The 25,438-nt window shown below is 41.9% G+C and carries 40 protein-coding genes, 1 other RNA gene and 1 pseudogene; 35 read left to right on the forward strand and 7 right to left on the reverse strand.

Annotation, left to right across the window (positions count from 1 at the left end; translation table 11 throughout):
- The 3 genes from rnr to ssrA form a co-directional block, all read left to right on the forward strand.
- The coding region (gene rnr, locus ciss_RS03620; protein ID WP_201787764.1) for a ribonuclease R at positions 1-1,970 on the forward strand (1,970 nt) is incomplete at its 5' end.
- Between the two features lie 84 nt (positions 1,971-2,054).
- Positions 2,055-2,504 (forward strand): SsrA-binding protein SmpB, encoded by a 450-nt coding sequence (gene smpB / locus ciss_RS03625; protein WP_011343238.1) that lies wholly within the window; start codon positions 2,055-2,057, stop codon positions 2,502-2,504.
- 3 nt (positions 2,505-2,507) lie between these two features.
- Positions 2,508-2,866: a transfer-messenger RNA gene (gene ssrA / locus ciss_RS03630) on the forward strand.
- Positions 2,867-3,312: 446 nt separating this feature from the next.
- Here ssrA and ciss_RS13785 read toward each other — a convergent pair.
- The 7 genes and pseudogenes from ciss_RS13785 to ciss_RS03675 all read right to left on the reverse strand — a co-directional run.
- A pseudogene (locus ciss_RS13785) lies at positions 3,313-4,368 on the reverse strand (recombinase family protein); the annotation flags it as partial.
- Between the two features lie 79 nt (positions 4,369-4,447).
- A complete protein-coding gene (locus ciss_RS03650) occupies positions 4,448-5,005 on the reverse strand; it encodes a hypothetical protein (RefSeq protein WP_075864948.1) in 558 nt (185 codons plus the stop codon).
- Positions 4,989-5,558: a hypothetical protein gene (locus tag ciss_RS03655; protein ID WP_075864949.1), complete on the reverse strand. Its 570-nt coding sequence runs from the start codon at positions 5,556-5,558 to the stop codon at positions 4,989-4,991. Before ciss_RS03655 ends, ciss_RS03650 begins: the two co-directional genes overlap by 17 nt.
- Positions 5,559-5,742: 184 nt before the next feature.
- Positions 5,743-6,558, reverse strand: coding sequence for a thermonuclease family protein (locus ciss_RS03660; protein ID WP_075864950.1), 816 nt, complete (start codon positions 6,556-6,558; stop codon positions 5,743-5,745).
- 30 nt (positions 6,559-6,588) lie between these two features.
- Positions 6,589-7,695 carry a thermonuclease family protein gene (locus ciss_RS13520; RefSeq protein ID WP_075864951.1) on the reverse strand — a complete coding sequence of 369 codons (1,107 nt, stop codon included), beginning with the start codon at positions 7,693-7,695 and terminating at the stop codon, positions 6,589-6,591.
- Between the two features lie 94 nt (positions 7,696-7,789).
- Entirely contained in the window at positions 7,790-8,212 is a 423-nt protein-coding gene (locus tag ciss_RS03670) for an ImmA/IrrE family metallo-endopeptidase (protein WP_075864952.1), read from the reverse strand.
- Between the two features lie 109 nt (positions 8,213-8,321).
- Positions 8,322-8,732: a helix-turn-helix domain-containing protein gene (locus tag ciss_RS03675; protein WP_075864953.1), complete on the reverse strand. Its 411-nt coding sequence runs from the start codon at positions 8,730-8,732 to the stop codon at positions 8,322-8,324.
- Positions 8,733-8,877: 145 nt separating this feature from the next.
- Between ciss_RS03675 and ciss_RS03680 the strand changes: the two genes are divergently transcribed.
- From ciss_RS03680 to ciss_RS03825, 32 genes are all read left to right on the forward strand, one after another.
- Complete coding sequence (locus ciss_RS03680) at positions 8,878-9,132, forward strand: helix-turn-helix transcriptional regulator (RefSeq protein WP_075864954.1); 255 nt, start codon at positions 8,878-8,880, stop codon at positions 9,130-9,132.
- Between the two features lie 14 nt (positions 9,133-9,146).
- Positions 9,147-9,302 (forward strand): double zinc ribbon domain-containing protein, encoded by a 156-nt coding sequence (locus ciss_RS13790; RefSeq protein WP_369689004.1) that lies wholly within the window; start codon positions 9,147-9,149, stop codon positions 9,300-9,302.
- 209 nt (positions 9,303-9,511) lie between these two features.
- Positions 9,512-9,712: a hypothetical protein gene (locus tag ciss_RS03685; protein WP_075858028.1), complete on the forward strand. Its 201-nt coding sequence runs from the start codon at positions 9,512-9,514 to the stop codon at positions 9,710-9,712.
- Positions 9,713-9,795: 83 nt separating this feature from the next.
- A complete protein-coding gene (locus ciss_RS03690) occupies positions 9,796-10,269 on the forward strand; it encodes a helix-turn-helix domain-containing protein (protein ID WP_075864955.1) in 474 nt (157 codons plus the stop codon).
- Between the two features lie 44 nt (positions 10,270-10,313).
- On the forward strand, positions 10,314-10,568 hold the full coding sequence (locus ciss_RS03695) for a hypothetical protein (protein WP_075864956.1): 255 nt from the start codon (positions 10,314-10,316) through the stop codon (positions 10,566-10,568).
- A complete protein-coding gene (locus ciss_RS03700; protein WP_075864957.1) occupies positions 10,569-10,811 on the forward strand; it encodes a hypothetical protein in 243 nt (80 codons plus the stop codon).
- A complete protein-coding gene (locus ciss_RS03705; RefSeq protein WP_075864959.1) occupies positions 10,812-11,114 on the forward strand; it encodes a DUF6166 domain-containing protein in 303 nt (100 codons plus the stop codon).
- The gene (locus ciss_RS03710; RefSeq protein WP_075864961.1) at positions 11,115-11,429 is read left to right on the forward strand and encodes a hypothetical protein; all 315 of its coding nucleotides are present in this window, start codon (positions 11,115-11,117) and stop codon (positions 11,427-11,429) included.
- A complete protein-coding gene (locus tag ciss_RS03715; protein ID WP_075864962.1) occupies positions 11,429-11,938 on the forward strand; it encodes a helix-turn-helix domain-containing protein in 510 nt (169 codons plus the stop codon). Before ciss_RS03710 ends, ciss_RS03715 begins: the two co-directional genes overlap by 1 nt.
- Positions 11,931-12,797 carry a phage recombination protein Bet gene (gene bet, locus ciss_RS03720; protein WP_075864963.1) on the forward strand — a complete coding sequence of 289 codons (867 nt, stop codon included), beginning with the start codon at positions 11,931-11,933 and terminating at the stop codon, positions 12,795-12,797. The genes ciss_RS03715 and bet overlap by 8 nt, the downstream gene beginning before the upstream one ends.
- A gap of 63 nt (positions 12,798-12,860) precedes the next feature.
- Positions 12,861-13,064 carry a hypothetical protein gene (locus ciss_RS13260; RefSeq protein WP_166503978.1) on the forward strand — a complete coding sequence of 68 codons (204 nt, stop codon included), beginning with the start codon at positions 12,861-12,863 and terminating at the stop codon, positions 13,062-13,064.
- A gap of 2 nt (positions 13,065-13,066) precedes the next feature.
- Positions 13,067-13,372: a LysM peptidoglycan-binding domain-containing protein gene (locus ciss_RS03725; protein WP_075864964.1), complete on the forward strand. Its 306-nt coding sequence runs from the start codon at positions 13,067-13,069 to the stop codon at positions 13,370-13,372.
- 9 nt (positions 13,373-13,381) lie between these two features.
- The gene (locus tag ciss_RS03730) at positions 13,382-14,143 is read left to right on the forward strand and encodes a cyclic nucleotide-binding domain-containing protein (protein WP_075864965.1); all 762 of its coding nucleotides are present in this window, start codon (positions 13,382-13,384) and stop codon (positions 14,141-14,143) included.
- A complete protein-coding gene (locus ciss_RS03735) occupies positions 14,088-14,894 on the forward strand; it encodes an ATP-binding protein (protein ID WP_075864966.1) in 807 nt (268 codons plus the stop codon). The genes ciss_RS03730 and ciss_RS03735 overlap by 56 nt, the downstream gene beginning before the upstream one ends.
- Positions 14,895-14,899: 5 nt before the next feature.
- A complete protein-coding gene (locus tag ciss_RS03740) occupies positions 14,900-15,256 on the forward strand; it encodes a YopX family protein (RefSeq protein WP_075864967.1) in 357 nt (118 codons plus the stop codon).
- Entirely contained in the window at positions 15,249-15,650 is a 402-nt protein-coding gene (locus tag ciss_RS03745; protein ID WP_075864968.1) for a single-stranded DNA-binding protein, read from the forward strand. The genes ciss_RS03740 and ciss_RS03745 overlap by 8 nt, the downstream gene beginning before the upstream one ends.
- Before the next feature lie 258 nt (positions 15,651-15,908).
- A complete protein-coding gene (locus ciss_RS03755) occupies positions 15,909-16,184 on the forward strand; it encodes a hypothetical protein (protein WP_075864970.1) in 276 nt (91 codons plus the stop codon).
- Positions 16,177-16,323, forward strand: a complete 147-nt coding sequence (locus ciss_RS13265) for a hypothetical protein (protein ID WP_166503979.1) — start codon at positions 16,177-16,179, stop codon at positions 16,321-16,323. Before ciss_RS03755 ends, ciss_RS13265 begins: the two co-directional genes overlap by 8 nt.
- 16 nt (positions 16,324-16,339) lie before the next feature.
- The gene (locus tag ciss_RS03760; RefSeq protein WP_075864971.1) at positions 16,340-16,747 is read left to right on the forward strand and encodes a hypothetical protein; all 408 of its coding nucleotides are present in this window, start codon (positions 16,340-16,342) and stop codon (positions 16,745-16,747) included.
- A gap of 60 nt (positions 16,748-16,807) precedes the next feature.
- Positions 16,808-17,020, forward strand: a complete 213-nt coding sequence (locus tag ciss_RS03765; RefSeq protein ID WP_075864972.1) for a hypothetical protein — start codon at positions 16,808-16,810, stop codon at positions 17,018-17,020.
- Positions 17,021-17,422 (forward strand): RusA family crossover junction endodeoxyribonuclease, encoded by a 402-nt coding sequence (locus ciss_RS03770; protein ID WP_075864973.1) that lies wholly within the window; start codon positions 17,021-17,023, stop codon positions 17,420-17,422.
- 258 nt (positions 17,423-17,680) lie between these two features.
- On the forward strand, positions 17,681-18,334 hold the full coding sequence (locus ciss_RS03775; RefSeq protein WP_201787765.1) for a hypothetical protein: 654 nt from the start codon (positions 17,681-17,683) through the stop codon (positions 18,332-18,334).
- A 31-nt stretch (positions 18,335-18,365) separates the two neighbouring features.
- Complete coding sequence (locus ciss_RS03780; RefSeq protein ID WP_235837232.1) at positions 18,366-18,581, forward strand: hypothetical protein; 216 nt, start codon at positions 18,366-18,368, stop codon at positions 18,579-18,581.
- Complete coding sequence (locus ciss_RS03785; RefSeq protein ID WP_075864975.1) at positions 18,578-19,081, forward strand: hypothetical protein; 504 nt, start codon at positions 18,578-18,580, stop codon at positions 19,079-19,081. The genes ciss_RS03780 and ciss_RS03785 overlap by 4 nt, the downstream gene beginning before the upstream one ends.
- Positions 19,082-19,240: 159 nt before the next feature.
- Positions 19,241-19,441, forward strand: a complete 201-nt coding sequence (locus ciss_RS03790; RefSeq protein ID WP_075864976.1) for a hypothetical protein — start codon at positions 19,241-19,243, stop codon at positions 19,439-19,441.
- A gap of 121 nt (positions 19,442-19,562) precedes the next feature.
- Positions 19,563-19,742, forward strand: coding sequence for a hypothetical protein (locus ciss_RS03795; RefSeq protein WP_143298467.1), 180 nt, complete (start codon positions 19,563-19,565; stop codon positions 19,740-19,742).
- Between the two features lie 141 nt (positions 19,743-19,883).
- Positions 19,884-20,447 carry a type IV toxin-antitoxin system AbiEi family antitoxin domain-containing protein gene (locus ciss_RS03800; RefSeq protein ID WP_075864978.1) on the forward strand — a complete coding sequence of 188 codons (564 nt, stop codon included), beginning with the start codon at positions 19,884-19,886 and terminating at the stop codon, positions 20,445-20,447.
- On the forward strand, positions 20,425-22,257 hold the full coding sequence (locus ciss_RS03805; RefSeq protein ID WP_075864979.1) for a phage terminase large subunit family protein: 1,833 nt from the start codon (positions 20,425-20,427) through the stop codon (positions 22,255-22,257). The genes ciss_RS03800 and ciss_RS03805 overlap by 23 nt, the downstream gene beginning before the upstream one ends.
- Before the next feature lie 17 nt (positions 22,258-22,274).
- Complete coding sequence (locus ciss_RS03810) at positions 22,275-22,502, forward strand: DUF6148 family protein (RefSeq protein WP_075864980.1); 228 nt, start codon at positions 22,275-22,277, stop codon at positions 22,500-22,502.
- Positions 22,499-24,052: a phage portal protein gene (locus ciss_RS03815; protein ID WP_075864981.1), complete on the forward strand. Its 1,554-nt coding sequence runs from the start codon at positions 22,499-22,501 to the stop codon at positions 24,050-24,052. The genes ciss_RS03810 and ciss_RS03815 overlap by 4 nt, the downstream gene beginning before the upstream one ends.
- The gene (locus ciss_RS03820; protein ID WP_201787766.1) at positions 23,997-25,082 is read left to right on the forward strand and encodes a head maturation protease, ClpP-related; all 1,086 of its coding nucleotides are present in this window, start codon (positions 23,997-23,999) and stop codon (positions 25,080-25,082) included. The genes ciss_RS03815 and ciss_RS03820 overlap by 56 nt, the downstream gene beginning before the upstream one ends.
- Positions 25,082-25,438 carry a head decoration protein gene (locus ciss_RS03825; protein ID WP_075864983.1) on the forward strand — a complete coding sequence of 119 codons (357 nt, stop codon included), beginning with the start codon at positions 25,082-25,084 and terminating at the stop codon, positions 25,436-25,438. The genes ciss_RS03820 and ciss_RS03825 overlap by 1 nt, the downstream gene beginning before the upstream one ends.

Here is a 25,438-nt window from a genome sequence, read left to right on the forward strand (position 1 = left end):
AGATTCAGGGGCATCCGAAAGGATTTGCCTTTTTAATACCCGAAGACCGGGAAAAGCAGGATGTATTTATTTCCCCAACCAATTTAAAAGGAGCAATGCATAACGACCGGGTACTGGTAAGATACCTTCCCTTTTCCGATGGTAACCGCCCGGAGGGAGAAGTGGTAAAAATTTTAGAACGGGCCAATAAAACGGTGGTGGGGAGTTTCTACCGGCGGCGGCACTATGGCCTGGTGGAACCGGATGATGAACGGATAACCAGTGCCATAATTATTCCCCTGGGGAAAAAGGGAGTAAAAGCAAAGAACGGAGAAAAGGTGGTTGTGGAGATTACCGTTTATCCCCGGAAAGGAGAACTTCCAGAAGGTAAAATTATTGAAATTTTAGGCGATCCCCAGGATCCTCAAACCCGCTTAAATGCTATTATAAAAAAATACGGTCTTTTAGATTCCTTTAAGCCTGAAACCATCAAAGAAGCCAGGGCTATTTCCCGGGAAATTGACCCGGAAGAGCTAAAAAACCGCCGGGATTTAAGAGGGGAAATGATTGTTACCATTGATGATGAAGATGCCAAGGATTTAGATGATGCGGTGAGCTTAAAAAAGCTTTCTAACGGTAATTACCAGTTGGGGGTGCATATAGCCGATGTCTCGTATTACGTGCGGGAAGGTTCGGCTCTGGATAAAGAAGCGTTAGAGCGGGGGACCAGTGTTTACCTTGCGGGTAAAGTGTTGCCGATGCTTCCCCCGGAGCTGTCCAATGGGATATGCAGTTTAAACCCGCAAGTAGACCGGTTGACCCTATCGGTGGTAATGGAAATTACTCCTGCCGGAGAAGTGGTAAGTCATGAAATTTTTCCGTCGGTTATTAAAACCCGGGCCCGGCTTACCTATACCATGGTGAAAAAAGCTGTTTTGGATAAAGACCCCAAAGCCCGGGAAGAGCTTGGGGATTTGGTGCCCATGCTGGAGGAAATGGCCAACCTTGCCATGATTTTAAGAAAGCGTCGACTTGAGCGGGGAGCAATTGATTTTGATCTTCCCGAGGCTAAAGTAATTCTGAATGATAAAGGGGAAGTGGTGGATATCGTCCGGCGGGAGCGAAACATTGCCCACCAGCTAATTGAAGAGTTTATGTTAATAACTAACGAAACGGTAGCGGAAAGATTTTTCTGGCAGGAAGTGCCGTTTTTGTACCGCATTCACGAAGATCCCGACGAAGGGAAAATTCACAGCTTAAAAGAGTTTTTAAGGCTTTTTGGTTATAACTTAAAGGGTGGCCGGGACGGAAAATACCACCCCCGGGAATTTCAACGGCTATTGGAAAAAGTGGCGGGGAGAAAAGAGGAAAGGGTAATTAATGCGGTCATGCTGCGGTCAATGAAGCAGGCCCGTTATTCGGCGGAAAGAATCTGGCATTTTGGGTTAGCGGCGGAATACTACACCCACTTTACTTCACCCATTCGCCGTTATCCCGATTTAATGATTCACCGGATAATCCGGGAAGTATTAGAAGGGAAACTTACGCCGCGACGGGAAGCAAAACTTGCCAAAAATTTACCAAAGGTTGCCAAGCAGTCGTCGGAAATGGAGCGCCGGGCCATGGAAGCGGAACGGGAATCGGTGGAAATGCGGATGGTTGAGTTTATGGCAGGGAAAGAAGGTACCGAATACGATGCTATAATTTCCGGGGTAACTTCTTTCGGTTTTTTTGTGCAGTTGCCTAATTTAATCGAAGGGTTAGTGCGCGTATCTACTTTAGAGGACGATTACTATCTTTATGATGAAAAAAGTTATGCCCTTATAGGCCGCCGTACGAAAAAGGTGTTTCGTCTGGGGGATGAAGTACGGGTCAGGCTGGTTAAAGTAAACACTGTCGCAAGAGAAATTGATTTTGTACTTGTAAAAAAACTTGGAGAAAGCCCCGAAACAAATGAATCGGCGGAAGAAATTTTGGAGCGGTTAATGTAGAAAAATTTCTAAGCAAAAATTTTAGAAAATATGATATAATAACTTAAGTCATGTATGTTACGAATTTTTAAGGGGTATGTTTTTATGGAAAAGATAATTGCGGAAAATCGCAAAGCTTATCATGACTATCATATTCTCGAAAAATACGAGGCAGGAATAGCATTAAAAGGAACCGAGGTTAAATCCATTCGCCTGGGCCGGGTAAATTTAAGAGACAGCTTTGCCCGGATCGAAAACGGTGAGCTCTGGCTTTACAACATGCATATAAGCCCTTACGAGCAGGGGAACCGCTTTAACCACGAACCAAAAAGACCCCGGAAGCTTTTAATGCATAAAAGGGAGATTATGCGCCTGTTTGGTAAAACCAGGGAAAAGGGTTTAACTTTGGTACCATTAAAGCTTTACTTTAAAGGAAATTATGCTAAAATAGAATTGGGCTTAGCTAAAGGGAAAAAGATTTACGACAAACGGGAAGAGATGGCCAAAAGGGATGCAGCCCGAGAAATTGAAAAGGCTCTGCGAGCTCGTTATTAACCCGGGGGCGTAAAGGGTTCGACGGGGGAGCGAAGGGCCGAAAGTAGCGAGGCGAGGACCCCATCTTACCTCGTTAAAAATGGTGGGAAAATATAACTGCCAACGAAAACTACGCTTTAGCTGCTTAATAACGCAGCTACGTCCTGACGGAAGCTTGCCCGGGGCTTCTGTCGGGGCGTGACCGGACCGGGCTGGCTTATGAAGGGTGTCCCGGCTCTTCATAAGCGAGATTTTACGGGATAGCCCGATTGTGGCCTGCCGGTAGGCACCAATCGGGTGAAAGCTAAAATACCGGCTGCCCTCGGAGAAGCTTTCGGTTCTTGTCCTCCGGACGGTGGGTTCGATTCCCCCCGCCTCCACCATCAATAACCACAGTTATTTTAAATTCAACGTCGGTTTTATCATTGTTTACAGTAACTTTATCAATAAATTCCTGGCAAAGCGATTTAAGAGCGACTGGATCATTACTATCCAGTTGCTCTTTTTTGCTTTTTAAGAAGGCAATAATATTGTCTTTGGTGACAACGTTATCCTGTAACTTTAAATACCACTCCTGGAGTTGCACTTCGAGGGTGGCTTTTTTGCTTTCTAATAATTTTAGTTGCTCGACGATAGAATTTACGGTTGATGCTCCATTAGCCAAAGCATTGACCAGGTTGGCTATTTTTCTCTCTGTTTCTTTTAACTCTTTCTCAATATATTTAACTTCTTTCCCCATTTCTTTTTTCTGGCTGGTAAAGCTTGAGTAAATTTTCTCGGCCAATTCCGGGATAGCTTTTTCCGCAAAAAATCTTTCTCTTAATTGCTTTAAAACAAACTCTTCTACTAACTCTTTCCGGACCTTTTGGGAATTGCACTGCCCGGTCCGGCCGTTATAATTGCAGGTATAATAATATAGCTTTTTATGCTCTTTGTTTTTTTTGGTAAGATAACTTGATGAATCGCCTATCATTGCATTCCCGCATTCACCGCAATAAATTAAGCCAGAAAGGAGATAAACTGTTTTAGCTTTATTAGAAGCTCTGTTTCTTTTCCTTTTATCCATGATGGACTGAACCCTCCAAAAAAGTTCTTCATCAATAATAGCCGGAATAGCGCCAGGGATTTCAACGATTTCATCAGGTGCTTTACTTAAATGATTGTTACGTTTACCTTCCTTTTTTGAGACACTACGATTGAAAACATAAATACCAATGTATTTCTTATTACGTAATATCTCAAAAATGCTGTTTTTACCAAAAGGCTTGCCTTTTTTTGTTTTAAAGCCGTGCTGATTAAGAGTGAAAATAATGTCGTTGTAACTTTTGCCCTGGGCATACAACTCAAAAATAAGCCTTACAATTCTTGCCTCGGATTCATTCACTACAAGCTTTTTGGTTTCCGGATCAACATCATATCCTAAAGGTGGTAGCCCGCCATTGTGTTTGCCTTGGAGGGCATTTTCCATCATGCCCTTCATTACTTCCCGGGCTAAATTGCGCGAGTAGTATTCGGCTAAGCCTTCCAGAACACTTTCAAGGATAATGCTTTCCGGGCTGTCGTCTAATTGCTCCAATACACTTTCAACTTTAACGCCGCAACGTCTTAATTCCCTTTTATAAATGGCACTGTCGTAGCGATTTCGTGCGAAGCGGTCTAGCTTATGAACCAGGACCACGTCAAATAAGCCGAGCTTGGCCTCGTTAATCATTCTAATAAAGTTTGGCCTGTCATCAGTTAGTGCTGAACGTGCTTCATCAGCGTATATTTTGACAATGTGGTAGCCTTTTTGCTTTGCATATTCAGAGCAGGCCCTTACCTGGGCAGTTATAGATTCTTCGCGTTGGTTGTCACTGGAAAAACGGGCATAGATTACGGCACGCATATTACTACCTCCAAAACAAATGTTCGATTAAGGGAATAAAAAGAAAAAGCGGTGGGCCGCTTTAGTCTAATTTTTTAAGTTATTTACTAATCAAAACAGTAATAACCATTGTTGCAATGCCTATTATGGTTGTAACAGCCATGGTAATAATGAATTTATTTGATTGGTCAATTTTAGAATTCATAGAATCTATTTTTTGGTCAATTGTAGAATTTATAGAATCTATTTTTTGATTGATTGCAAGAAACTCTTGGTGTCTTTGATTATCTCTATCACGTATTTCTGATAAGGTTTGGCTAATCATTTGGGCGACTCTTTCTTCAGTTGCTCTTAATGATGCCTTCATATCACTTATATCCCGGTCTAATTTATCTAAATATTTTTCTTGCCAGTCCATATTTATCCCCTCTTCTTTAGAAGCTGTAGCCTCTTCTTGGCTTTTCTTTAAAATAGTATTTGCCATGCTTACTTTTAGTGTATCATAAAGAAACGAGGTTTTTAAGAGATCTAACATCTTTTTTTCGTCTATCGGGATGTAAAAAGTAAGGAATTTATCAGTTAAGGAGGGCTGGTCAATTTGAGGATTTTTGTTTATTCCTGGCATAAAGATTACATTTTTTTCAGCTGTTTCCTTCATTTCGCCCCACTTCTTTCTCCTTAGTTTTTGAGAGGATATCATTAAGTATCTGAATCGTAGTTTCTAAATCTTCGACTGTTATCTCTAAATCCAATTTTTCCCCATCTAAGCGAATAATTGTAATTAAAGGAGGTCTATCATTATAAAAAGAAACATTAACACCTGCAAACCTAAGAGGAGAAGCTACTCCTAATGAAGCTTGTTTTATAATTGGACTTATGGTTTCGTGAAATATCTTTAAATCATCAAGAAATCTTTCCGGCAAATTTTCCGGCCATACTATCCGTGGATCATCTAAATATCTCTCAACGAAAGATGCAATGGAAGATAAAGAATCACCTAATATCTCTTTGATTGTTTTATCCAAATCTTTCACGCAAAAAGGCCAATCTTTACGCAGCATATATACAGGTATTAGTTGAGTGGCTTTAGTGAAGATGAGGGGGTCTTTTCTATAACGTTCAATACAGTTTCCAATGTAGTTAACAACTTCGTATCCATTCTCGTATGCCATTCTCATCTCTGCCTCCTTTATACCAACTACTTTTTTCATACTTCCTTGTCATAGTAATAGTTTTCAACCACTTCATAGCTTTTGAATTAAATACTCATATTTGTCAATTATCAGCCGTATTGCTTAAGAATCGACTTTATTCGTTCTTTATCTTTCACCTCCTTTTGGAAATAAATCTAATCTACGTAACTTATAATACGGACCTACAAAATCTCCTTAAATTTTAATAAGGCGGATTACACACGCTACAAGGCTCATATCCTTCATTAATGGCATCACCAAGGCTAATTGGGATTTTACTGTATCTCAAATATCGGCACCAGCTACGATGGTATTTATGACCTGTTAATGTCACATAAACTATAATATTTTGTTTTTTAACGCTTTTATTTGAATCGGGTGGGGCATGTGGTGCTGTACTTATTGACCATATTCCTTTCTTATGAGCAAAAGCTTCAAATTCGCTTCGCGCTAATTCACTTTCATATTTTTTATTTGGCGAAGTGCTAGTATATTTGCCATACCCATTTAATAAGAGAATGGCATTAACCATTTTTTTCTGTACTTCGGAATCACTTATTACATTTGGTTTAATATCCGGTATTTCTAACCAAACATAACGGAGCAAGTAACCATTGCTATCTCTATCAACAGCATCTTTTTCAAGATAAACAGTTTTACCCCATAAATCAGCTAAAGTTAACTTTGCTGGATCTTTACTGCTTAAATTTATAAGAGTATCTTCAACGGGAGCATCAATACCAATTAGTCTAACTTTCTCCTTCGCTCCATCAGGTAGCTGTACTGTGATTGTTTCACCGTCATGAATTCTGACAACTATAGCAGGAACAAATTCGGAGGTAGATTGCTGTTCTTGTTTTTGGGTTGTAGTTGTCTTATTAACGGCATTGTCTTCTTTTTCTTGAATTGTTTGGGGGTGCGTTAAGCCTATAACATATACCAAAATAAAAAAACATAATCCAATTAATAAACTTTTTTGTTCTTTTAATGATTGTTTAATTTTTTCTATAGAACTCATCTAAATACCCCCAAGGATTTTGCCTTAAGGCTATGGATTACACACTTTGCATGGAACATATCCGGCATTTATAGCTGCTTCTCTCGATTTAAAGTAAACCCTATTAGAAGGTGCAATTTTTTTAGCCCACCGGCAGTCCTCATAATGGAATTTCCTACTATTTTTATTCCCGACATACTGAATAGCTAAGCTAATATCCTCTTCTTGAGTTGGTGAAATTCCCCAAAGTCCTTTTTCGGCTTCTCTTGCTTCTTGTTGAAACTTAGTAAAGAAATCTACATACTTTACGTCGGGTGGGTACGTAGCAACCTGGGCATATCCACCAAGTAAAAGGATAGCATTAAACATTTTTGACCTAATTTCGCTTTCACTTATTTCTTTGGGCTTTGCTAACCAAATGTAACGGAGCAATCTTCCATATTTGTCTCTTTCGCTAACGTCTTTTTCAAGGTAAACAGTTTTGCCGGCCAACTTAGACTTTGTATAATTTGAAGCTTCATTGCCATATGGCTCATTTTGAATTGTGCTTTCAGGAGTGTCAACTCCGATAAACCTAACCTTTTCTTCAGAACCATTGGGAAGTCGAACATAAATAGTATCACCATCAACTACTTTTGTAACTTTAGCGGCAATTAAAGGGATAGGGGCTTGCTGATCTTGGGAGGACTGTTGAGTATTTTCATTTGTTTGTGAATTTTGGCTTTGAGAGGCTATGGTAGGTGTTTTTTCAGAGCTTAATGAATCAGTAGTGGATTGATTTTGCTGGGAGGTAGCTACAACTTCTTGTTTTGAAGTAGGCTTAGAGGTATTATTATTCGGTGCTTGCGAAGTTGGAGAATTTATTACGCTAACAAAAAAAACTAAAAAAGCAATTCCTGCTCCAGCTAACCACTTTTTCCAAAGAGGATCACGCTTAAAAGCTAAGAATATTGAGGCAATTACACTTATTGGTAACAAAAAGAATAATGAAAAAATTGCAACAGTTTCCCAAAAATTATTAGATGATTCACGAATTATGCTAATCGCCATAACCAGGTATGTAAAATAAAAGATTGATGCTATTATCATGTTTAAAGGTTTACCACTTCTAAAACCGGGAATTTTTCTAAACCAAGGAAACTTTTCCGGTAAATTCATTCTAATCCCTCCACCAAAATTATTTAAATGTTGATGCTTTTAAAAACAAGCTATTAGCTCAAACGCATCAGCATTTTTTAAAAGCTTTATATCCTTATTTAGCAATTTTATACCGCAGCATTTCTTTGGGTAACCCAATCCTTGCTGCAAAGTGTTCCATGGTTTCATCAAGATCTGGTTCCTCACCCCACGTTAAGAGTTCTACGGCAAATCTATTAGCATCATATTCAATCTTAGATTCCATCAGAGTGTAATCTGCCAGGAAGAAATATCCCACACCCTGCGGGGACAATTTTCTGTGCCCTAATTCGTGAGCCAGGACCAAGCGTTTAAACCAAGCTGGGAGGTTTGAGTTCAGGACAATTGTGACTTTTCCGGCAATTTCAATTATCAGCCCCTTAATACGACGAAAAGGAAATTCATCCACGTCGATACCTAAGGATTGCGCCAAAATATAAGGATCGTTTGTTTCATATTCTTCTACTAACTGTTTTACAGTTTGTTTAACATAATCCATAAGAATCACCTACTTGACCTTAAAACAATGTCGAAAATTGTCATACTGCTTAATTAAACCAAAACCTGCTACTCGTTTAGGTAGCAGGTTTTTTAATAGCAATGGAACTTTATTTTTTACTATCCTTTTCCCGTTTTTTCTTTTCGCGCTCCCACTTAACTTTAAGGTAAGTAAGGATATCTTCCTTATCCTCTTCATCCAAAGGGGTACCATCAAAATATATGTTGGCGTTTTTGAGGAATTCTTCGAGTTCTACATTAGTTGGCGGAGTGTCGCGATACCACCATGAAGGGGTAGAAGGAGAGGCTTGTTGATTATTTCCTAGAAGGTAGTCGACAGAAACACCGAATATTTCAGCCAAACGTGCCAAAACTTCTGGATCAGGTAATCGTCTACCTTGTTCCCACATCCCGACTGCAGCTTCTGTAACGTTTAGACGTCTACCAAGTTCTTTTTGGGTAAGCCCTTGGGATTTTCGTAGCTCTCTAAGTTTTTTCCCAAAAAATTGTCTTATATCCATAAAATCACCGTTTTCATTATACCACATGGTGTTGGGTTATAAAATTAACCAAACAAAATGTTGTTTTTTATATTGACAACACAACTTTATGTTGGGTATAATTAAACCAGAAACACAACAATAAGTTTGGTAAGGAGGTGGAAAAATGAAGCGAGTACATCTTATAAATGCAAGGAAAAATCATGGTTGGACACAAGCTCAAGTGGCTGAAAAACTTGGTATAACTCCAAGTTTTTACGGCATGATTGAACAAGGTAGCAGAAATCCAAGATTGCCATTGGCATTGGCGATGGAGAAACTATTTGGTATTCCCGCCTCTGAACTTTTCCCTGACTTATTTAATACCCAAAAACCAAACAAAATGTTTGGTAAACTAGAACAACAACCCAAAGCGGGGTAAGGAGGTGAGGGAGAGTGAAGGCTATCAAAAGCAAGGAGAAGTCAAAAGAGCCATCCATTTTATGCCCTGCATGCCAACACGAAAATAAATCTCACTATAACTTCTGCATCAAATGTGGGAAACAACTCAAAGAGAACCCTGTTATTCTTGATTATAAGTCTTTGGCTTAATTAATCCTTGGCGAAAATATTCAGTTTCACTCCCGCACAGAACAAGGATAATTTGTTACCAGCAAGGGACTTGGTAGTGGGGCTAAATCAAATCCGAAGTTAGTTCTTTTTTCGACACAAAGAAGGAAAATCCTTCAAAGCGGGGTAGGAATTTAGCCCCACCGCTTGCGGGGGTTCGGGGTGGGGCCGGGAGGGAAGGAGGTAATAACTTGGAACGGCCAAAGGAAAAGGTAATCAGGTTTAAAGTAACCGGCATCAAAGTGGGCAACAAGTTGGTTGCCGTAGAAGATCCAGAAGTAGATAAATTACTGGACTCAGATGAAGTAAGAGAGGCAATCACTGACAAACTTGCCGAAATATTTGCACCAATAGTTTATCGTGAATTAGTTGAAAAGAAGTCGGCGGGGTAATATCCCGGCCGGTGGCCAGCCGACCGGGTGGAGGGTAGGAGGTTTTTCTACTCTTAGTAAACCACAGGAAGGGGGTGAGTACAATGCTAAAAGAAGCCAGAAAAAAAGCGGGATTGAGCATTCAAGAAGCAGCATTTAGGCTCCACATAGGCGCAAGAACGCTTGTAAGTTATGAAAACGGTCACACTATGGTACCACCAGATGTAATATTGAAAGCCGCTGAGGTGTACAATGAGCCGATGTTATGTGCAAGATACTGCGCAAAAAGTTGTCCTATTGGGCAGGTATATGCTAACCCGGTGGAAATAAAGGACCTGGCAATAGCAGTATTGGGATTATTGAAAGAAGAAGCTGATGTTCACAGGACGGTAAACCGCTTAATAGACATAACTCATGACGGGATAATTACGGAAGATGAAATGGAAGAGTTTAAGAAAATCTTGCAGGAGTTAATTGAGCTGGAGCAAAGAATACAGGCGCTCAAGTTATGGGCAGTAAAAACACTATCGCTGCAAATAAAGCCAAAAGAAAAAGCGGCCTTGAAAGCCGCATACTAAATCACCTTTTAAAAAAATTTTACCACGAAAGGAGAAAAAGCGCAATGTGGATTTCGCGGAATGGTGAGATGTTTAACCTGGATAACGTAGTAAAAATATCATCGGAGATTGATGAATATAACGAAAACTTTATAGCAACTGTGTATTTTGTAACAACTGCTGGCGAGGAGATAGTTTTCGCAAGAAGAGCATTCCCTAACAAGTATCATGCAGATAGATATGTTATCAACGTTTTAGAAATTGTGAAGGCTTATCTGAAAGCTGCGGACATCAAAATTGATATCAAGGAGGCGGTCTAGGTGAGAAAAACTCATTATTACTGTGACCGGTGTTTAAAAGAAGTTGATAATAAAAATCTTTATCTGGTGACCATTTACTCAGTACCAACAGATGCGGTATACCCCGATAATAAAAGAAACGTGCAGGTTGAACTTTGTGTGGATTGTTTGCATGAAATTGAAGCCATAATTCAACCAGCTTTACATGAAAACGGGATTAGTCGTCTAACTGGATTACGACTGAAAGATAAGGAGGCGGTTTAAGTGGCTGGCGAAATCATCCTGCGTCGTGATGGCCACCTTGCGATCACAAACATCCCCCACCTTATCGGTGGTGGGCACAGCCCGGACGGTTTTGAGTGGGGTTACGGTGGTAGTGGACCTGCAGAGCTGGCACTTAACATTCTCTATGTGATCACAGAAGATAAAGAGTTAGCCAGAAGGTTCTACCAACAATTTAAGTGGGATTTCATTGCCAAGATTCCGTACAAGGGCGGTGTGATAAAGCGAGATGAAGTAATTAATTGGCTGCGACAGCAAGGTTGTGAAATAAAGGAGGCGGTTTAGGTGGCGGTGGAGCAATTAGCTGTGTTAAATGAAGCGCTCCCAATTGAAGAAATACCGGCTGAAATTGACCGGATTAGGGCGATGATACAAAGTTTAGAAGCGGTTAAGAAGGCGTACGAAGACAAACTCAAAGGCTGGATGAAAGAAAATAGCCTGGATAAGGCAGAGTTAAATGGCTACATTTGCACTATATACCGGCAAGTACGGAAAGACCTGGACAAGGAGGAACTGGCCAAGGTGATAGATTTGACGCCATACATTAGAGAAAAGGTTATCGAAGGCTTTAAAATTACCCGGAAGAAAGGGGCGGAATAATGGCCAAAAAAGAATACAAGCTTGAATGGCAGAGGAAAAAACGCAGGGAATTTAAAGAAAAGCACGGCTATTCGTTATGTCGATATTACGACAATCAGGGTTTAAGAGATGCAGTTTTAAAAAGGGATAATTACCGATGCGTAGAGTGCGGAATGACTGCAGAAGAACACTTAAAGAAATGGGGAAGACCTATCACCATTCACCACAAAAATAAAAATCATAAGGACAATAGATTAGAAAACATGGAAACCCTTTGCTTATCCTGCCACGGAAGAAAAGATATATCCCCGCATTTAATTGAACCAAAAGTCCCAAGATTTAAGCAAGAAATTATATGGCTAAGAGCTTTTGGATTTAGCATTGAAGATATTGCTGATTACTTTAACTTTTCTGTTGCAGCTGTTTGGAAATGGCTAAAAAGGTGGGAACCGGAAGTTGAAAAAATGCGGTTAAAAGTACCTGAGGTAATGATGAGATTGGAACATAAGGCGGTGATAAATAATGAGTGATAAAACTAAGGCACTGGTAAGTTTTGAATATGAAACCGATACCGGGACAATAAAACTTACCCCAGAAACGGTAAAGCGGTATCTGGTGAACGGTGAACCTGATAAGGTAACGGATCAAGAAGTAATGATGTTCCTTGCGCTTTGCAAATACCAGAAGCTTAATCCATTCTTGCGGGAAGCTTACTTAATAAAATACGGCAATGAGCCGGCCACGATTGTTACTGGGAAAGAAACATTTACAAAACGAGCGGCCAAAAATGAACTTTGCACTGGCTGGCAAGCTGGGGTAATCGTCCAGAAGAAAGACGGAAACATTGAGTACCGGAATGGAACGCTGGTATTGCCAAACGAAGAGCTGGTTGGTGGCTGGGCAAGAGTAAGTCGCAAAGACTGGAAGGAACCGTTAGAGATAACGGTCTCCCTTAAAGAATACGAACGCAAAAAAAGAGATGGAACACTAATGCGGAACTGGCGAGAAATGCCGGCGACAATGATAAGGAAAGTTGCATTGGTGCAAGCATTGAGAGAGGCATTCCCCGAAACCTTCCAGGGAATGTACTCACCGGAGGAAATGCCGATTGATGACTCGCAGCTACCGACTAAGACGATTGATGTTGAGTATACCGAAACGAATGAAGAAGCTCAGAAAGAAGATTTAGCAACCGAACTGCAACGGAAGAAAATTTATGCAATGGCAAACAAGCTGGGATACGACAAAGAAACAATGCACGCTATGATAAGCGAGCGTTACGGCAAGGAAAGCAGCAAGGAGCTGACCAAGAGCGAAGCAAGCGACCTGATAGAGCATTTGGCAGAACTGGAAAAGCAGATGACGATAGATGCGGAAGTAGTGCAATAACCTAACGGCGGGCGGGCTCGGCCTGCTCGCCAAATAAGTAAAATTTGTAGGAGCGTGAAGCTAATGCCCAAGTATAAAGAATATAAGCCTGGTGATAGATGCAATCATTGCCCGTTTTATGCTTATATACCTGGAAAATTATATTGCAAATATGATTTTCAACCACTCAAGAGCATAGGAGAAGGAACCTCCGGGTTTATTTTCGTACCAAGCGAAGAATGTCGTGTGGAAAAAATTCGGGTGTATCCAAAAAATGCGGAGGAATAATTATGGACCGTGAATTTAAAATCGTCTTTTTCATCATGCTCCTGGCGGCGGTGATTGGTGCCGTCGCCAGGCTGCCATACCTGATAAATTCAGAGCAAATAGTAATTGACCCTGCCAATACCCAGGAAATTGTAGTCGAAAAAGGCGATACACTTTGGGGAATAGCCAAAGAGTTAAACATACCAGGTAAGGACATAAGGGTGGTTATCGAGGAGATCCGGATTCTGAATAATCTCGAAGATTCCACGATTTATCCCGGGCAAATTTTAAAAGTGCCAATAAAACAAAATGAAATCGCTAAAAGATAGGTGAGCTCAATGAACTACATAAAAGAATTGAATGCGTTCAGGGATTGGGCCGTGATAAACCGACCGTCAACCGGACAAGTTGCATTATGGTACACACTGATATCCATCTGCAACATGACTGGTTGGCAAGAATGGTTTACGGTGCCCAATCAAACGCTTCAATTAATGACCGGCCTATCCCGGCAAGGATTAGAGAGAGCGCGTAATCAATTAGTTCAAAAGGGACTGATTGAGTATCGGAAAGGCACTTCTAATCAAGCCGGACGATACCGGATTATACCTTTCGATAAACAAAGAGTTGACTGTCAAAAAGTAGGCACAGAAGTAGGCACAGAAGTAGGCACAGAAGTAGGCACGAACCGGGCACACGAGGAGGCACAAACCGGGCAATTAAGTAGCACATTATATAAACTAAACAAAACAAAACAAAAAAATATTAATATAGTTACTTCTAACGAAGTAACAGCTGACGCTGACGAAGGACCACCAACTAATCAGAAACTAATCGCCGAGCTTACCCAGGAGTACAGAAAAATTTTGCCAAAAGAGAAACATAAAACCGGCGACTTTGCTTTTGTTGGACGACTTTATAACGAATATGGCTATGATAAAGTGCTCCTGGCGATTAATGAACTTGGGTATAGAGTAGAAAGCGGCTTTATACCAGAAGATCCATTGGTATATCTTAGAGCTATTCTCAAAGGAGATGGTAAAAATGGCGGCCGAGGTAAAAAAACTGCCGCAAACGACTACTCATGGTATTTCGATTGAAGGAATGCTGGCTAAAAAAGCTGATGAGGAATGTCCTAAGTGCGCTGGACTTGATTATTGCAAAATGCCGCAAAAAGGTTGGCGACCTGTATTGCACGAAGAAGCGACGAAACTTTATAAAACACCTACCTATGCCTGGACGTCTTGCAAATATTTTGAGCGGAAAGTAGTAGAAGAACAAAAACGTGAATATCTAAACGAACGATTTGAAGGTAAAACATTTGAAAGCTTTAGCGTTAACATGCATAACAAGAAAGCGTTCGATAAGTGCTTTGAGTATGCCCAGAATTTTAACTGGAATACTACCGAAGGATTAATCCTTGCTGGTCCGGTTGGAACGGGGAAAACACATCTGGCAGCGGCAATTTTAAAAGTAGTGCTTGAAAAAGGGATACCTGGGGCAATGATACTGGTACCAAAATTATTGGACGAGATACGCATTTCCTACCATGATGAAACGGCGGACCGGCGGCTGGCGGAGAAAGTAGCAACCAAACGATTCCTGGTATTGGATGATATTGGTGCCGAAAGAACGACTGACTGGGTACAGGAAGAACTTTTCAAGCTAATTAACACCAGGTATGAGAAGAAATTGCCGACTGTACTAACCACGAATTGCACGATGGAAGAATTAGTGGACAAGCTTGGGGAACGGATAGTGGACCGGATAATTGAGATGTGTGAGCCAGTAAAGTTAGAAGGGAAATCGTACCGAAAAGAAATGAGAAAAAGCAAGATGGGGAGGAAGTAAAAGAAATGCGTGAGTTTAAGTTTAGGGCCTGGGATAAGGTTAATGGCAGGATGTACGATGTAGAGTTTATTGGTAAGAACGTGATTAAGCTAAAAGAAGCAGAATGGGAAAATCGGGATGATTTTATAGTTATGCAATACACTGGCCTAAAGGACAGCGAAGGTCGGGAGATTTACGAGGGGGATGTAATAGAAACCCAAAGAATTAAAGGCGTAGTAAAATGGGATAACTTTTTTGGTTGTTGGCAGGTTATCAATAAAACAGACAGGTCAATGTTAACAAATATAGATGTAATAAGAAGCGAAGTTCTCGGTAATATCTACGAAAACCCCGAATTATTAGGAGGCAACGACAATGTTTAACCGCATAATCCTGATCGGCCGGCTCACCCGGGACCCGGAGCTTAGGTACACGCAAAATGGAACCACAGTAGCAACAATGACCGTGGCCGTGAACAGGCCCTATACGACCAAAGAAGGCGAAAAAGAAGCGGATTTTATCGACGTAATAGCCTGGAACAAGCTGGCGGAAATAGTGAATGAATACGGGCAAAAGGGACGACTTGCCTTGGTAGAAGGCAGGCTCCAGATTAGAAGCTATACCGACAAGGAAGAAAAGAAGCGAAAAGTGGCCGAGGTTGTGGCCAATAATGTACGGTTCCTGGATAAGCCGAAGCAGGCGGAAAGCGGTGAAGAAATAGACTGGTCAGATTTTGGTACGGAGATTGAGGTAGATGAGGAGGACATTCCGTTTTAGAGATGGATAACATGGATTGTTTAAATGCAAACAAATACGGTTGCTACTGCGAATATATGGGGCATTTTCAACAAGGCGGAGGGTCAACTTCGGAATATAGCTATATATACTGCGAATATTTAGGTGTGGAAGTGAGAGTGGATCCTGTTGAGTTTGATTTTTCTTTAAAAAGCAGAAACATAAAGCCAGTTATACACTTACCGGAGGACTGCCCGCATAAAAAAGTGCAGTTAACACTATTTTAGGGAGGTAAAATGAATGAGTACACAAGCGAATTGGGCTTTTCATTGCGGCTCCCAGTATGCGGATTGGGTGGATAGAGAGTGCGGACCGTGTGAATATTATGATCCGAAAGCTGACCAATATTACTGCGAAATTTTAAAAATTGCCGATGAAGCGGCATTGGGAGTTGAACATCCAGTACCAAAGGAATTGGAGCTAATAGACATACTTGCTTATCACCCTTACCGGTGTAAAAGGCGTAAAGTACGGGAGGATCATGTGAAATATGCGAGAGGTGGAGAAAATGCCTAAATGGTTCCTCAAACGTGAATCGGGCACAAAAAATTATCTGCTGAAGCTGAAAGACATATTAATCCGGTTACCGTATGAAAAGAAAGTGACCGGGATTGAGGCTATCGGCTGGAGATGGCAGGCCAAGTTTGAAGATTAAAGCAGGAGGGAGAACTATGGGGAAATTTGATAGAGTGCCGATTAGAAATGTTAAACATTTAAAAGACGAGGAACGTTTAGAAGAAGCTTCTGAGTTACAAGTAACTTTTGACCCGAATGCGTTTAAGTGGTTCAATTATAGGCCTAACGGGATGAACCGTGATATACCAATGTTAATGTTACACAATGCTGGCAAAAAATATACGTATTTGAGATTAAATAAATGTGCTATTGAAAAACTTTTTGGGGAAAACCCAAAAGAACCTTTAACAATAGAGATTGGTATAGCACCCAGAGCGATTGCAATAAGAAAAGCAGTTCAGGGGTTAGTTCTTATAAAGCACGCTGGTTCAAAAAGTATGATTTTCACCATAAGCGGTATAGATTTACCCTGGATATATCAAAACTTGATAGGTTGCCGCTAATTTGGGACGGAAGAAACAAAATGCTGGTTGGAAAGATTCCAGACTAAGGGAGATGAAGAAATGAGGGAAACGAACGATAAGCGTAAATCGTTATTTTGGGACTGTAAAAATGCTTATGCTGATAAGTGTGAGTGGGTAGGTAATTTAACAAAAGTATGGAAAAAAGCAATCGAAAAAGAAACGCCAAGGAGTGATGGGAGAGATGTTTATACGATTTATACTGTGATTAAATGCAAACATTTTGTGCCAGAGGAAGAAAAGGCGGTGGGCTAATTGGAGGGGTACAAAATTATTATTCCCGGCAGACCAATTGCAAAAGAGAGGCCGCGGCAAGGTAAATACGGGGTTTATACTCCAAGACGGACAAAACAATTTGAAAACAAAGTCAGGATAGAAGCTACAAAACAGGTAGATGAAATATTAAGCGGAAGGCTGGGAATTAAGATAAAATTTTACATTCATGGCGGAAGATTGCCTGATATAGATAACCTCACAAAGTCGGTCCTGGATGGGCTAATTGTTAAGAGAGTACCAAAATTCGGAATGGCTGGAATAATCGAAGATGACAACATCATTGAGAAAATTTCGGCAGAAAGAATTATTGTGTTAAGTAAGCGAGAGGAGAGGACCGAGATTTACATTTATCCGAGGGGAGCGGTGAATATGGCGGGGTAGCCCGGGTAGAGAGAGTAAGGCAAGAAGAGTGTGTGATAGTAAATTGCAAGGACTTCCAGAGATGCCAGGTAAAATGGGGCCGTGATTGCGTAAGACAGATGGGGAGAAAAATCCCAAGGCTGGTGCAGTGTTATTATGAAAAACCAGTTTACCTGGTCATTACCGGGGGACCGGGTGAAGAGATAAAGGTCAGAAAAGCAAGCGGTGACCCGTTCTTCGGGTAATGTTTATTAAAATGCAATAGTGGGGGTGAAGGTAGTGGAAAGGCCCATAATTTTTTCAACCGAAATGGTCAGGGCGATACTTGAAGGGCGAAAAACCCAGACGCGGCGAGTGATAAAACCGCAACCGCCTAATTATGTCGATAAAATTTATGGCCCCGAGATTTATGAGCCTGCAATAATTAATAAAGATGGCGAATTGGTTCCTGGGAAGCCTGTTTATGGCGTATATGACGAATGGGGTGAATGGGGAGTTAAATGCCCTTACGGCCAGCCTGGAGATATTCTCTGGGTGAGGGAAACGTGGATAAAAGATGCCGCGGGATATCATTACAGGGCAAATTTTAATCCAGGCATGGAAGAAACGGTAAAACCGACATTAAGGTGGCGACCCTCAATCCACATGCCACGCGAAGCTTCCAGATTGTTTTTGCGCGTAAAGAACGTCCGAGTTGAGAGGTTGCAGGACATCTCCGAACAGGATGCTATAGCCGAAGGAATTGAGTGGACGGAGGAAGGCCCGTTGCATGCTCACTACTTAGACAAAAATATTTGTAAGACAGGAGCATGGTTAAATTTCACGACAGCTCGAGAGGCATTCGCAAGTCTTTGGGATAGCATCAATGCCAAAAATGGCTATGGGTGGGACGTGAATCCTTGGGTGTGGGTAATTGAGTTTGAATTGGTTTAGTAATGCATATTTTAAGGGGGTAGGAGCGGTAATGATGACAATTTACGAATACATAAAAGCAAAACAGCCGGATGTGTTAACGAAGTTAAAACAGATAGGGCTGCTGGATGAAGAAAATTTAATACAGAGAAGCGGCGAAGAAGAAGAATTGACTACGGCAGAGATTATCTCATTGATGAGGCATGACTACTGGAAAAGAATTCGGGGGGCAATACGGCAAATGAATACCAGGAGGGTGATCGGATGAGGCAATACCAGGCCGATCCTGCCCCTATTGATTTGGAGTTTAAAAAAGAAAATCGCAAAGTGGCCAATTGGCTGCTATTCTATGAGGAGAGAAAGGCAGAGTATGAGAGACTGCGAGAGGCAATTATAGAATCATCACCGTGTTTAACGGATGCCGTTCCTGGCGGGAAAAATGCAGTCTCTGATCCAACAGCCAGGAAGGCAGTTGAACTTGCACGATTGCAAGAAACTGAAAAGTGGTTGCAGTTGGTGGAAGAAGTGGAAAATAGATTGCCGCTAAAAATGAAAGTTTTTTTGCGGTTGCGGAGAGAATATCGCTACCGAACTGGCCGTAATGGGTGGATTGCACCAGTTCAATGGAGATATGCGCAAGAATTGGCAAAGATACTTGGGAAAAATCCAGAGGATACTTGGATTGAAAGCAGAACTACTTTTTATTACTGGTGGGAAAGAATTGTAGAGTATGCAGCAAGATTAGCGGCAAAGAAAGGTTTGCTGTGAAAAAAATTATTTATTGTTCTGAACAATAAAACAGAATTAACGTGGTAATATGCTATTAAAGGAAAGCCGTCCGAGGAGACGGCTTTTAAATTTGAGAGTAGCTCAAAAGCAGGAATTAGCTTTTTCCCACCGAATGCTTAGAAGCAGGAGGTGGAAATGATGACAGAAAAAGAAAAGATAATAAATTATCTTAAAAGCGTAGGGGAAGCAAAAACTGTTCAGCAAATTTCAAAAGATACAGGAATTGAGCAAAAAGTGGTTCTATCAATTTTAAATGAGCTACCAAGAGATATTGTTGCAATTGAAGTTGAGCCGCTTAGTGGGAATAATACTTCGGTAAAGTACCGATTTGTAAAATGACTTACAGGTAAGAGCCTCACGGCTCTTTTTTTATTGAACTTGGCAGTGCCCTTTTGGGCGGGTAAAAGCACCCATGACAAAACCGCCAGGGTGGGGGCGGTGGGTGAGGAGAGGTGAGAAAATGGAAAAGATAAGCTTTATCGCGTCGTTACCGCCAATTCAGTCGGCAGTAAGCGTAAGTGGCAACGGCGACGGTGCACGGGTGAAGTTAGACGTACCTGGAAGCGAGATGAGCGAGGTATTGAAGCTACTACTCCTTACTGGCAAGACCTTTAGGGTTACAGTAGAAGCGGTGGAGTAGTGTTGATGGGTTATAAGTGCGGGTCCTTCTGGAAGGGGTAAAGGTTACGGGTCTGGCGAGCCCCGAAATTTTTTTAGCGACAGGCTTAAAAAAAGCATTTCCGTTTCCGTTTTAAGCTCTAATTATAAAGGTGGTGAAGCCTTGAGTAATCAGAAATCCAGGATAGTCAGCACGTCCGAATTAGCGGAAATTCTTGGGGTAACAGACAGACGAATTCGACAGCTTGAGAAAGCCGGGGTAATTTCTAAAATTGAACGAGGAAAATTTGACTTAGTTCAAGCAGTTCAACAGTATATCGGTTGGATTAAATCTCAGTATGCCGAATCAGATGAAGAGCTTGACCTCAAAAAAGAAAAAACACTGCTTACCAGGGCTCACCGCCAGAAAGTTGAGCTGGAACTTCAGATAATGCGGGGTGAACTTCATCGTTCAGAAGATGTCCGCCGGGTAATGAATGATATGCTTGGCGCTTTTCGTGCCCGCTGTCTTGCTATCCCGTCGAAGGTAGCACCGAAAATTCAAGGCAAAACAGACTTAGCCATCATACAAGATTTAATAAAAAAAGAGGTTTACGAGGCACTATCGGAGTTATCCGACTATGATCCGGAGGTATTTTACAGACAAAGCAAGGATAAGCTCGTTTTAGAAGAAGATGTAGAAGAAATTGAAGGGGAGCCACGCCGTGGCAGTGGGAAGAAAAAATGAACTTTACAGGCTTTTTCGGGAGTGCGCCCAGGTTGTTGCGCCACCTCCGGATTTAACCGTATCACAATGGGCTGATCTTTACCGCAGGCTATCTCCCGAATCATCAGCGGAGCCAGGGCAATGGAGGACGGACCGGGCTCCGTATCAAAGAGAGATAATGGATGCAGTTAATGACCCTGCAGTAGAGACTATTATTGTCATGACTAGTTCACAGGTAGGAAAGACCGAAATACTTTTAAATATCATCGGATACCATATCGATTATGATCCTGCTCCAATTTTGGTGATACAACCGACACTTGAAATGGCCAAAACATTTTCTAAAGACCGCTTAGCGCCGATGATAAGAGACACTCCGGCATTACGCGATAAGGTCAAAGATGCACGGTCAAGGGATTCCGATAATACAGTGTTGCACAAGAAATTTCCTGGAGGTCATATTACGATTATTGGTGCAAATTCGCCATCGGGATTGGCAAGTAGGCCGATAAGGATACTTCTTGCAGATGAGGTGGACCGTTATCCTGTCAGTGCAGGAACGGAAGGTGATCCGCTTACATTGGCGGAAAAGCGTACAACAACATTCTGGAATAGAAAAAAAGTTTATGTCTCGACACCAACTATAAAAGGAATGAGCCGCATTGAAGCGGCTTTTTTAAATTCCAGTCAGGAAGAATGGTGCTTACCGTGCCCAAGTTGCGGTAAATATCAGCCGTTAACATGGGCGCAGATACGTTTTGAAGATGCAACTCATGAATGTTCATATTGTGGTGCGCGACATGGGGAATTCGAGTGGAAATCTGGCCAGGGTAGGTGGATCGCCAAAGAGAAAAACATTAGAGTTCGCGGCTTTCACTTAAACGAGCTGGCCAGCCCATGGAAGCGCTGGGAGAAAATCATCGAAGAATTCCAGGAGGCATATAAAGAAAAGGAAAGAGGCAATATTGAGTTACTTAAAGCATGGGTGAATACAACCTTAGGCGAAACATGGGAGGAACAAGGGGATGGTGTTGAAACAAATGACCTGCTAAAACGCAGAGAGAATTACGGTTGTGAAGTCCCTGAAGGGGTTTTGCTTTTGACTGCCGGTATAGACGTCCAGGATGATCGACTTGAGGTAGAGGTTGTAGGATGGGGAATCGGCAAGGAATCCTGGGGGATAGAGTACCGTGCAATATATGGTGATCCTGGACAACAAGCGGTATGGCAGCAGTTGGATGAGTTTTTAAACCGTACCTGGAAATATGCTGATGGTACTGCGATAGGAATAGCCTGTGCATGTATTGACTCTGGTGGTCATTTTACCCAGCAGGTATATGATTTTTGTAAACCCCGAGAGCATCGAAGAATCTTTGCAATTAAAGGGCAGGGAGGAGCAGGACTTCCGCTTGTTGGAAGAGCTACACGTAATAATAGAAAGCGTGTTTTGCTTTTCCCGGTCGGTGTAGATACGGGAAAAGAATTAATCATGTCGCGGTTAAAAGTAGAAGAAGAAGGACCAGGATATTGTCACTTTCCGCGGGAACCAGAGAAAGGATATGACCAGGCTTATTTTGATGGTTTAACTTCTGAAAAAAGGGTTCTTCGTTACTATAAAGGACGGCCCAGCTTTGAATGGGTAAAGCGACCAGGTACCCGTAATGAACCTTTGGACTGCCGTAACTATGCTACGGCAGCATTAGAGATTCTGAATCCTAACTTAGAAGCCCTTGCACAAGCACCAAAAAAAGATTACTACAAGCAAAATGCCCCGATGACAGGTGCACCTTCGAGAAGAAGGCGAATCCTGAGCCGGGGCATCAGTGTTTAGAAAGGCGGTGAAAAAGCATGTCGTGGACGCTTGATGAGGCCAAACAACACCTGAGAGTCTGGCTTGAAGCTGAACTGGCAGTATCTACAGGTCAAAAATATAAGATTGGTACCAGGGAATTGACCCGGGCAGACCTTGGAGAAATTGCAGAAAGAATCCGCTTTTGGAGCAATGAAGTAGCAAGATTAGAACAAGGGAGGGGGCGCGGGGCCCGTGTCCTGCGGGTTGTGCCGCGAGACCTATGAACATTTTCGATAAAGTAATAGAAATTTTATCTCCTGAAAGGTATTTACGTCGGCAGGCAGCAAGGCAAGCCTTAAAGGTCTTGAATAGCGGCTATTCTAATCATGGCGCCAGTAAGACAAAAAAGTCTCTTTTGGGTTGGAACTATAAAGGCGGTTCTCCGGACGATGATATTACGGATAATTTGGATATCTTGCGGCAACGTTCCAGGGACCTTTATATGGGCGCTCCACTGGCTACCGGTGCGCTAAAAACTTATCGTACAAACGTTGTGGGCTTCGGTCTACGACTTAAAGCCCAGATTGATGCAGAATTCTTAGGAATGGACCCTGAGGAAGCTGACGAGTGGGAAAAAACAGCCGAACGAGAGTTTGCGCTTTGGGCTAAGGACTGTGATGCTACAAGAATGATGGATTTTTATGAAATGCAGGCCCTGGTTTTTTTGTCCATGCTTATGAGCGGCGATGTTTTTTGCGCTTTACCTATGATTCAGCGGCCAGGTAACCCGTATTTGTTAAAAATATCCTTAATTGAGGCAGACCGGGTATGTAATCCGCCAGAAATTACAGACGATAAAGTGCGTGGTGGTGTTGAAGTTGACCAGTATGGGGCACCGGTGGCTTATTACATTGCTCAGAAACACCCTCTCGATAAATACACAATGGGAAAAAATAAATGGATCCGGGTACCGGCTTTTGGCGAAAAAACTGGCCGAAGAAACATCCTTCATATTATGGAATTCGAGCGGCCTGGTCAGCGACGCGGAGTGCCAATACTTGCCCCGGTGATTGAGACGCTAAAACAGCTTACCCGGTATAGTGAAGCAGAATTAATGGCGGCAGTTATTTCTGGTATGCTAACTGTATTTATTACATCCAACACCCCGGAAACACCTCTTGGGGAAAGTATTCCTTTGGAACAGCAGATAGATACTGCTGATCAGAATAGTTACGAATTGGGTAATGGTGCAATTATCGCTTTAGCTCCGGGTGAAGATGTCAAAGAAGTTAATCCCAATCGTCCCAACACAGCCTTTGATAGTTTTGTAACTTCGATGTGCAGGCAGATAGGGGCAGCGTTAGAAATACCTCATGAGTTGCTGATTAAGCATTTTACTGCGTCTTATTCGGCAAGCCGGGCTGCACTTTTAGAAGCCTGGAAAGCATTCAAGATGCGGAGAACATGGCTTGCGGCGAAATTCTGTCAGCCCATTTATGAAGAATTCTTAATAGAAGCGGTAGCCAGAGGGCGGATTAAAGCTCCTGGCTTTTTTGATGACCCTGTAATTCGAATGGCATATTCAGGAGCAGAGTGGTATGGTCCGAGCCAGGGACAAATTGACCCGCTAAAAGAAGTAAATGCGGCTGCTTTACGAGTAAAAGAGGGCTTTTCAACAAGGGCACGGGAAGCGGCCGAACTTACAGGAAGTGATTTCGAGCGTATTGTTCGCCAGCGAGCCCGTGAAGAACGAATGATGAGAGAAGGAGGGTTGACCGGTGGGCCAACAGGGGAAGAAGTTCTGGCAGTTCAAAGCGATGACAACGAAGAATGAAGCGGAGTTGCTGTTATATGGTCCAATCAGCGAAACTACTTGGCTGGGTGATGAAGTAACTCCAAAACAATTTGCAGAGGACTTAAAGGCACTTGGTGATATTACCGATTTAACAGTGAGAATTAATAGCGGTGGTGGTGATGTTTTTGCGGCTCAGGCAATCTATTCGATCCTGAAAAGCCATCCAGCAAAAGTCACGGTATATGTAGATGGCTTAGCTGCCAGTGCAGCATCGGTAATTGCAATGTCTGGAGATGTGGTTATAATGCCAAAAAATGCAATGATGATGGTGCATAATCCCTGGACTATTGGTATAGGTAATTCAAACGACTTTAGGAAATTAGCTGATGATCTGGATAAAATTCGGGAAGGGATGATTGCTGCTTATCAAACGAAAACCAATCTTGATCGAGAAAAGTTAATAGAATTGCTGGATGCCGAAACGTGGATGACTGCAGATGAAGCTCTGGAATATGGATTTATTGACCAGATAGATGAAAAGATACAGGTTGCTGCTTCTATTAAAGGAAATGTACTTTATGTAAACGGCCTGGATGTTGATTTATCCAGGTTTAAAAATAAGCCAAAGGTGCCAGAAATGGTGCCGGAAACTCGAAAGGAGGTGAAAAATATGGAATTGACAGCAGAGATTTTGGCTAAAGAGTATCCGGATTTATATGCCGAGATACGAAAACAGGCTTATGAAGAGGGTAAAGAAGCCGGGATTAGGGCTGAAAGAGAAAGATTTAAGGCTTTACAGGAGTTAGAAGTTCCCGGGAATGAAGAAATCCAGGAAATTCTAAACAAAGCTCGATATGAAACTGGCCAAACTGCTGATGATTTGGCTATGAAAATTGTCAGCATCTTAAAAAATCAAAGATATAACTTACTCAATAACTTAGTACAAGATGCTGCTGTTTTAAAGGATATTGAACCAGCTCCCACACCAATAAAAGATGAGGATACTGAAAGAAAAGCTTTTGCAAAAAAAATGGCCATAGCGGCCAATAAAAAGCGAGGTGTTGAATAATGAGTGAAATCTTTACTCCCGATAACCTTTTTGTAGGGCATGTAATGCCAAAAGTAACTGATGTTGGGACTATTGCTGCAGGTCAAAATCTTCCAAGGGGAGCCGTCCTTGGTAGGGTGACTGCCGACGGCAAGCTAAAGTTAGTTGACAAAACTGCTACTGACGGCAGTCAGAACGTCTATGCTATTTTGGCTGAAGCAACTGACGCCACAACTGCTGATAAAGTGGCACCTATTTATCTTACAGGCGAGTTTAACGAAAACGCTTTAACCCTTGCAGCGGGAACTACTGTGGCAGATATTAAAGCTTCTGCCCGGGCTGTTGGGATATTTATAAAATCAGCCGTTAAGGCATAG

Origin of the sequence: Carboxydothermus islandicus (assembly GCF_001950325.1) — a bacterium.
Classification (GTDB): Bacteria; Bacillota; Z-2901; order Carboxydothermales; family Carboxydothermaceae; genus Carboxydothermus; species Carboxydothermus islandicus.

Excerpts from the sequence above, each read along its gene's own strand:
- smpB (WP_011343238.1), top strand. The coding sequence starts at position 2,055 with ATGGAAAAGATAATTGCGGAAAATCGCAAAGCTTATCATGACTATCAT.
- ciss_RS03650 (WP_075864948.1), bottom strand. The coding sequence starts at position 5,005 with ATGAAGGAAACAGCTGAAAAAAATGTAATCTTTATGCCAGGAATAAAC.
- ciss_RS03655 (WP_075864949.1), bottom strand. The coding sequence starts at position 5,558 with ATGAAAAAAGTAGTTGGTATAAAGGAGGCAGAGATGAGAATGGCATAC.
- ciss_RS03660 (WP_075864950.1), bottom strand. The coding sequence starts at position 6,558 with ATGAGTTCTATAGAAAAAATTAAACAATCATTAAAAGAACAAAAAAGT.
- ciss_RS13520 (WP_075864951.1), bottom strand. The coding sequence starts at position 7,695 with ATGAATTTACCGGAAAAGTTTCCTTGGTTTAGAAAAATTCCCGGTTTT.
- ciss_RS03670 (WP_075864952.1), bottom strand. The coding sequence starts at position 8,212 with ATGGATTATGTTAAACAAACTGTAAAACAGTTAGTAGAAGAATATGAA.
- ciss_RS03675 (WP_075864953.1), bottom strand. The coding sequence starts at position 8,732 with ATGGATATAAGACAATTTTTTGGGAAAAAACTTAGAGAGCTACGAAAA.
- ciss_RS03680 (WP_075864954.1), top strand. The coding sequence starts at position 8,878 with ATGAAGCGAGTACATCTTATAAATGCAAGGAAAAATCATGGTTGGACA.
- ciss_RS03690 (WP_075864955.1), top strand. The coding sequence starts at position 9,796 with ATGCTAAAAGAAGCCAGAAAAAAAGCGGGATTGAGCATTCAAGAAGCA.
- ciss_RS03695 (WP_075864956.1), top strand. The coding sequence starts at position 10,314 with ATGTGGATTTCGCGGAATGGTGAGATGTTTAACCTGGATAACGTAGTA.
- ciss_RS03715 (WP_075864962.1), top strand. The coding sequence starts at position 11,429 with ATGGCCAAAAAAGAATACAAGCTTGAATGGCAGAGGAAAAAACGCAGG.
- bet (WP_075864963.1), top strand. The coding sequence starts at position 11,931 with ATGAGTGATAAAACTAAGGCACTGGTAAGTTTTGAATATGAAACCGAT.
- ciss_RS13260 (WP_166503978.1), top strand. The coding sequence starts at position 12,861 with ATGCCCAAGTATAAAGAATATAAGCCTGGTGATAGATGCAATCATTGC.
- ciss_RS03725 (WP_075864964.1), top strand. The coding sequence starts at position 13,067 with ATGGACCGTGAATTTAAAATCGTCTTTTTCATCATGCTCCTGGCGGCG.
- ciss_RS03730 (WP_075864965.1), top strand. The coding sequence starts at position 13,382 with ATGAACTACATAAAAGAATTGAATGCGTTCAGGGATTGGGCCGTGATA.
- ciss_RS03735 (WP_075864966.1), top strand. The coding sequence starts at position 14,088 with ATGGCGGCCGAGGTAAAAAAACTGCCGCAAACGACTACTCATGGTATT.
- ciss_RS03740 (WP_075864967.1), top strand. The coding sequence starts at position 14,900 with ATGCGTGAGTTTAAGTTTAGGGCCTGGGATAAGGTTAATGGCAGGATG.
- ciss_RS03745 (WP_075864968.1), top strand. The coding sequence starts at position 15,249 with ATGTTTAACCGCATAATCCTGATCGGCCGGCTCACCCGGGACCCGGAG.
- ciss_RS03755 (WP_075864970.1), top strand. The coding sequence starts at position 15,909 with ATGAGTACACAAGCGAATTGGGCTTTTCATTGCGGCTCCCAGTATGCG.
- ciss_RS13265 (WP_166503979.1), top strand. The coding sequence starts at position 16,177 with ATGCCTAAATGGTTCCTCAAACGTGAATCGGGCACAAAAAATTATCTG.
- ciss_RS03760 (WP_075864971.1), top strand. The coding sequence starts at position 16,340 with ATGGGGAAATTTGATAGAGTGCCGATTAGAAATGTTAAACATTTAAAA.
- ciss_RS03765 (WP_075864972.1), top strand. The coding sequence starts at position 16,808 with ATGAGGGAAACGAACGATAAGCGTAAATCGTTATTTTGGGACTGTAAA.
- ciss_RS03780 (WP_235837232.1), top strand. The coding sequence starts at position 18,366 with ATGATGACAATTTACGAATACATAAAAGCAAAACAGCCGGATGTGTTA.
- ciss_RS03785 (WP_075864975.1), top strand. The coding sequence starts at position 18,578 with ATGAGGCAATACCAGGCCGATCCTGCCCCTATTGATTTGGAGTTTAAA.
- ciss_RS03790 (WP_075864976.1), top strand. The coding sequence starts at position 19,241 with ATGACAGAAAAAGAAAAGATAATAAATTATCTTAAAAGCGTAGGGGAA.
- ciss_RS03795 (WP_143298467.1), top strand. The coding sequence starts at position 19,563 with ATGGAAAAGATAAGCTTTATCGCGTCGTTACCGCCAATTCAGTCGGCA.
- ciss_RS03810 (WP_075864980.1), top strand. The coding sequence starts at position 22,275 with ATGTCGTGGACGCTTGATGAGGCCAAACAACACCTGAGAGTCTGGCTT.
- ciss_RS03815 (WP_075864981.1), top strand. The coding sequence starts at position 22,499 with ATGAACATTTTCGATAAAGTAATAGAAATTTTATCTCCTGAAAGGTAT.
- ciss_RS03825 (WP_075864983.1), top strand. The coding sequence starts at position 25,082 with ATGAGTGAAATCTTTACTCCCGATAACCTTTTTGTAGGGCATGTAATG.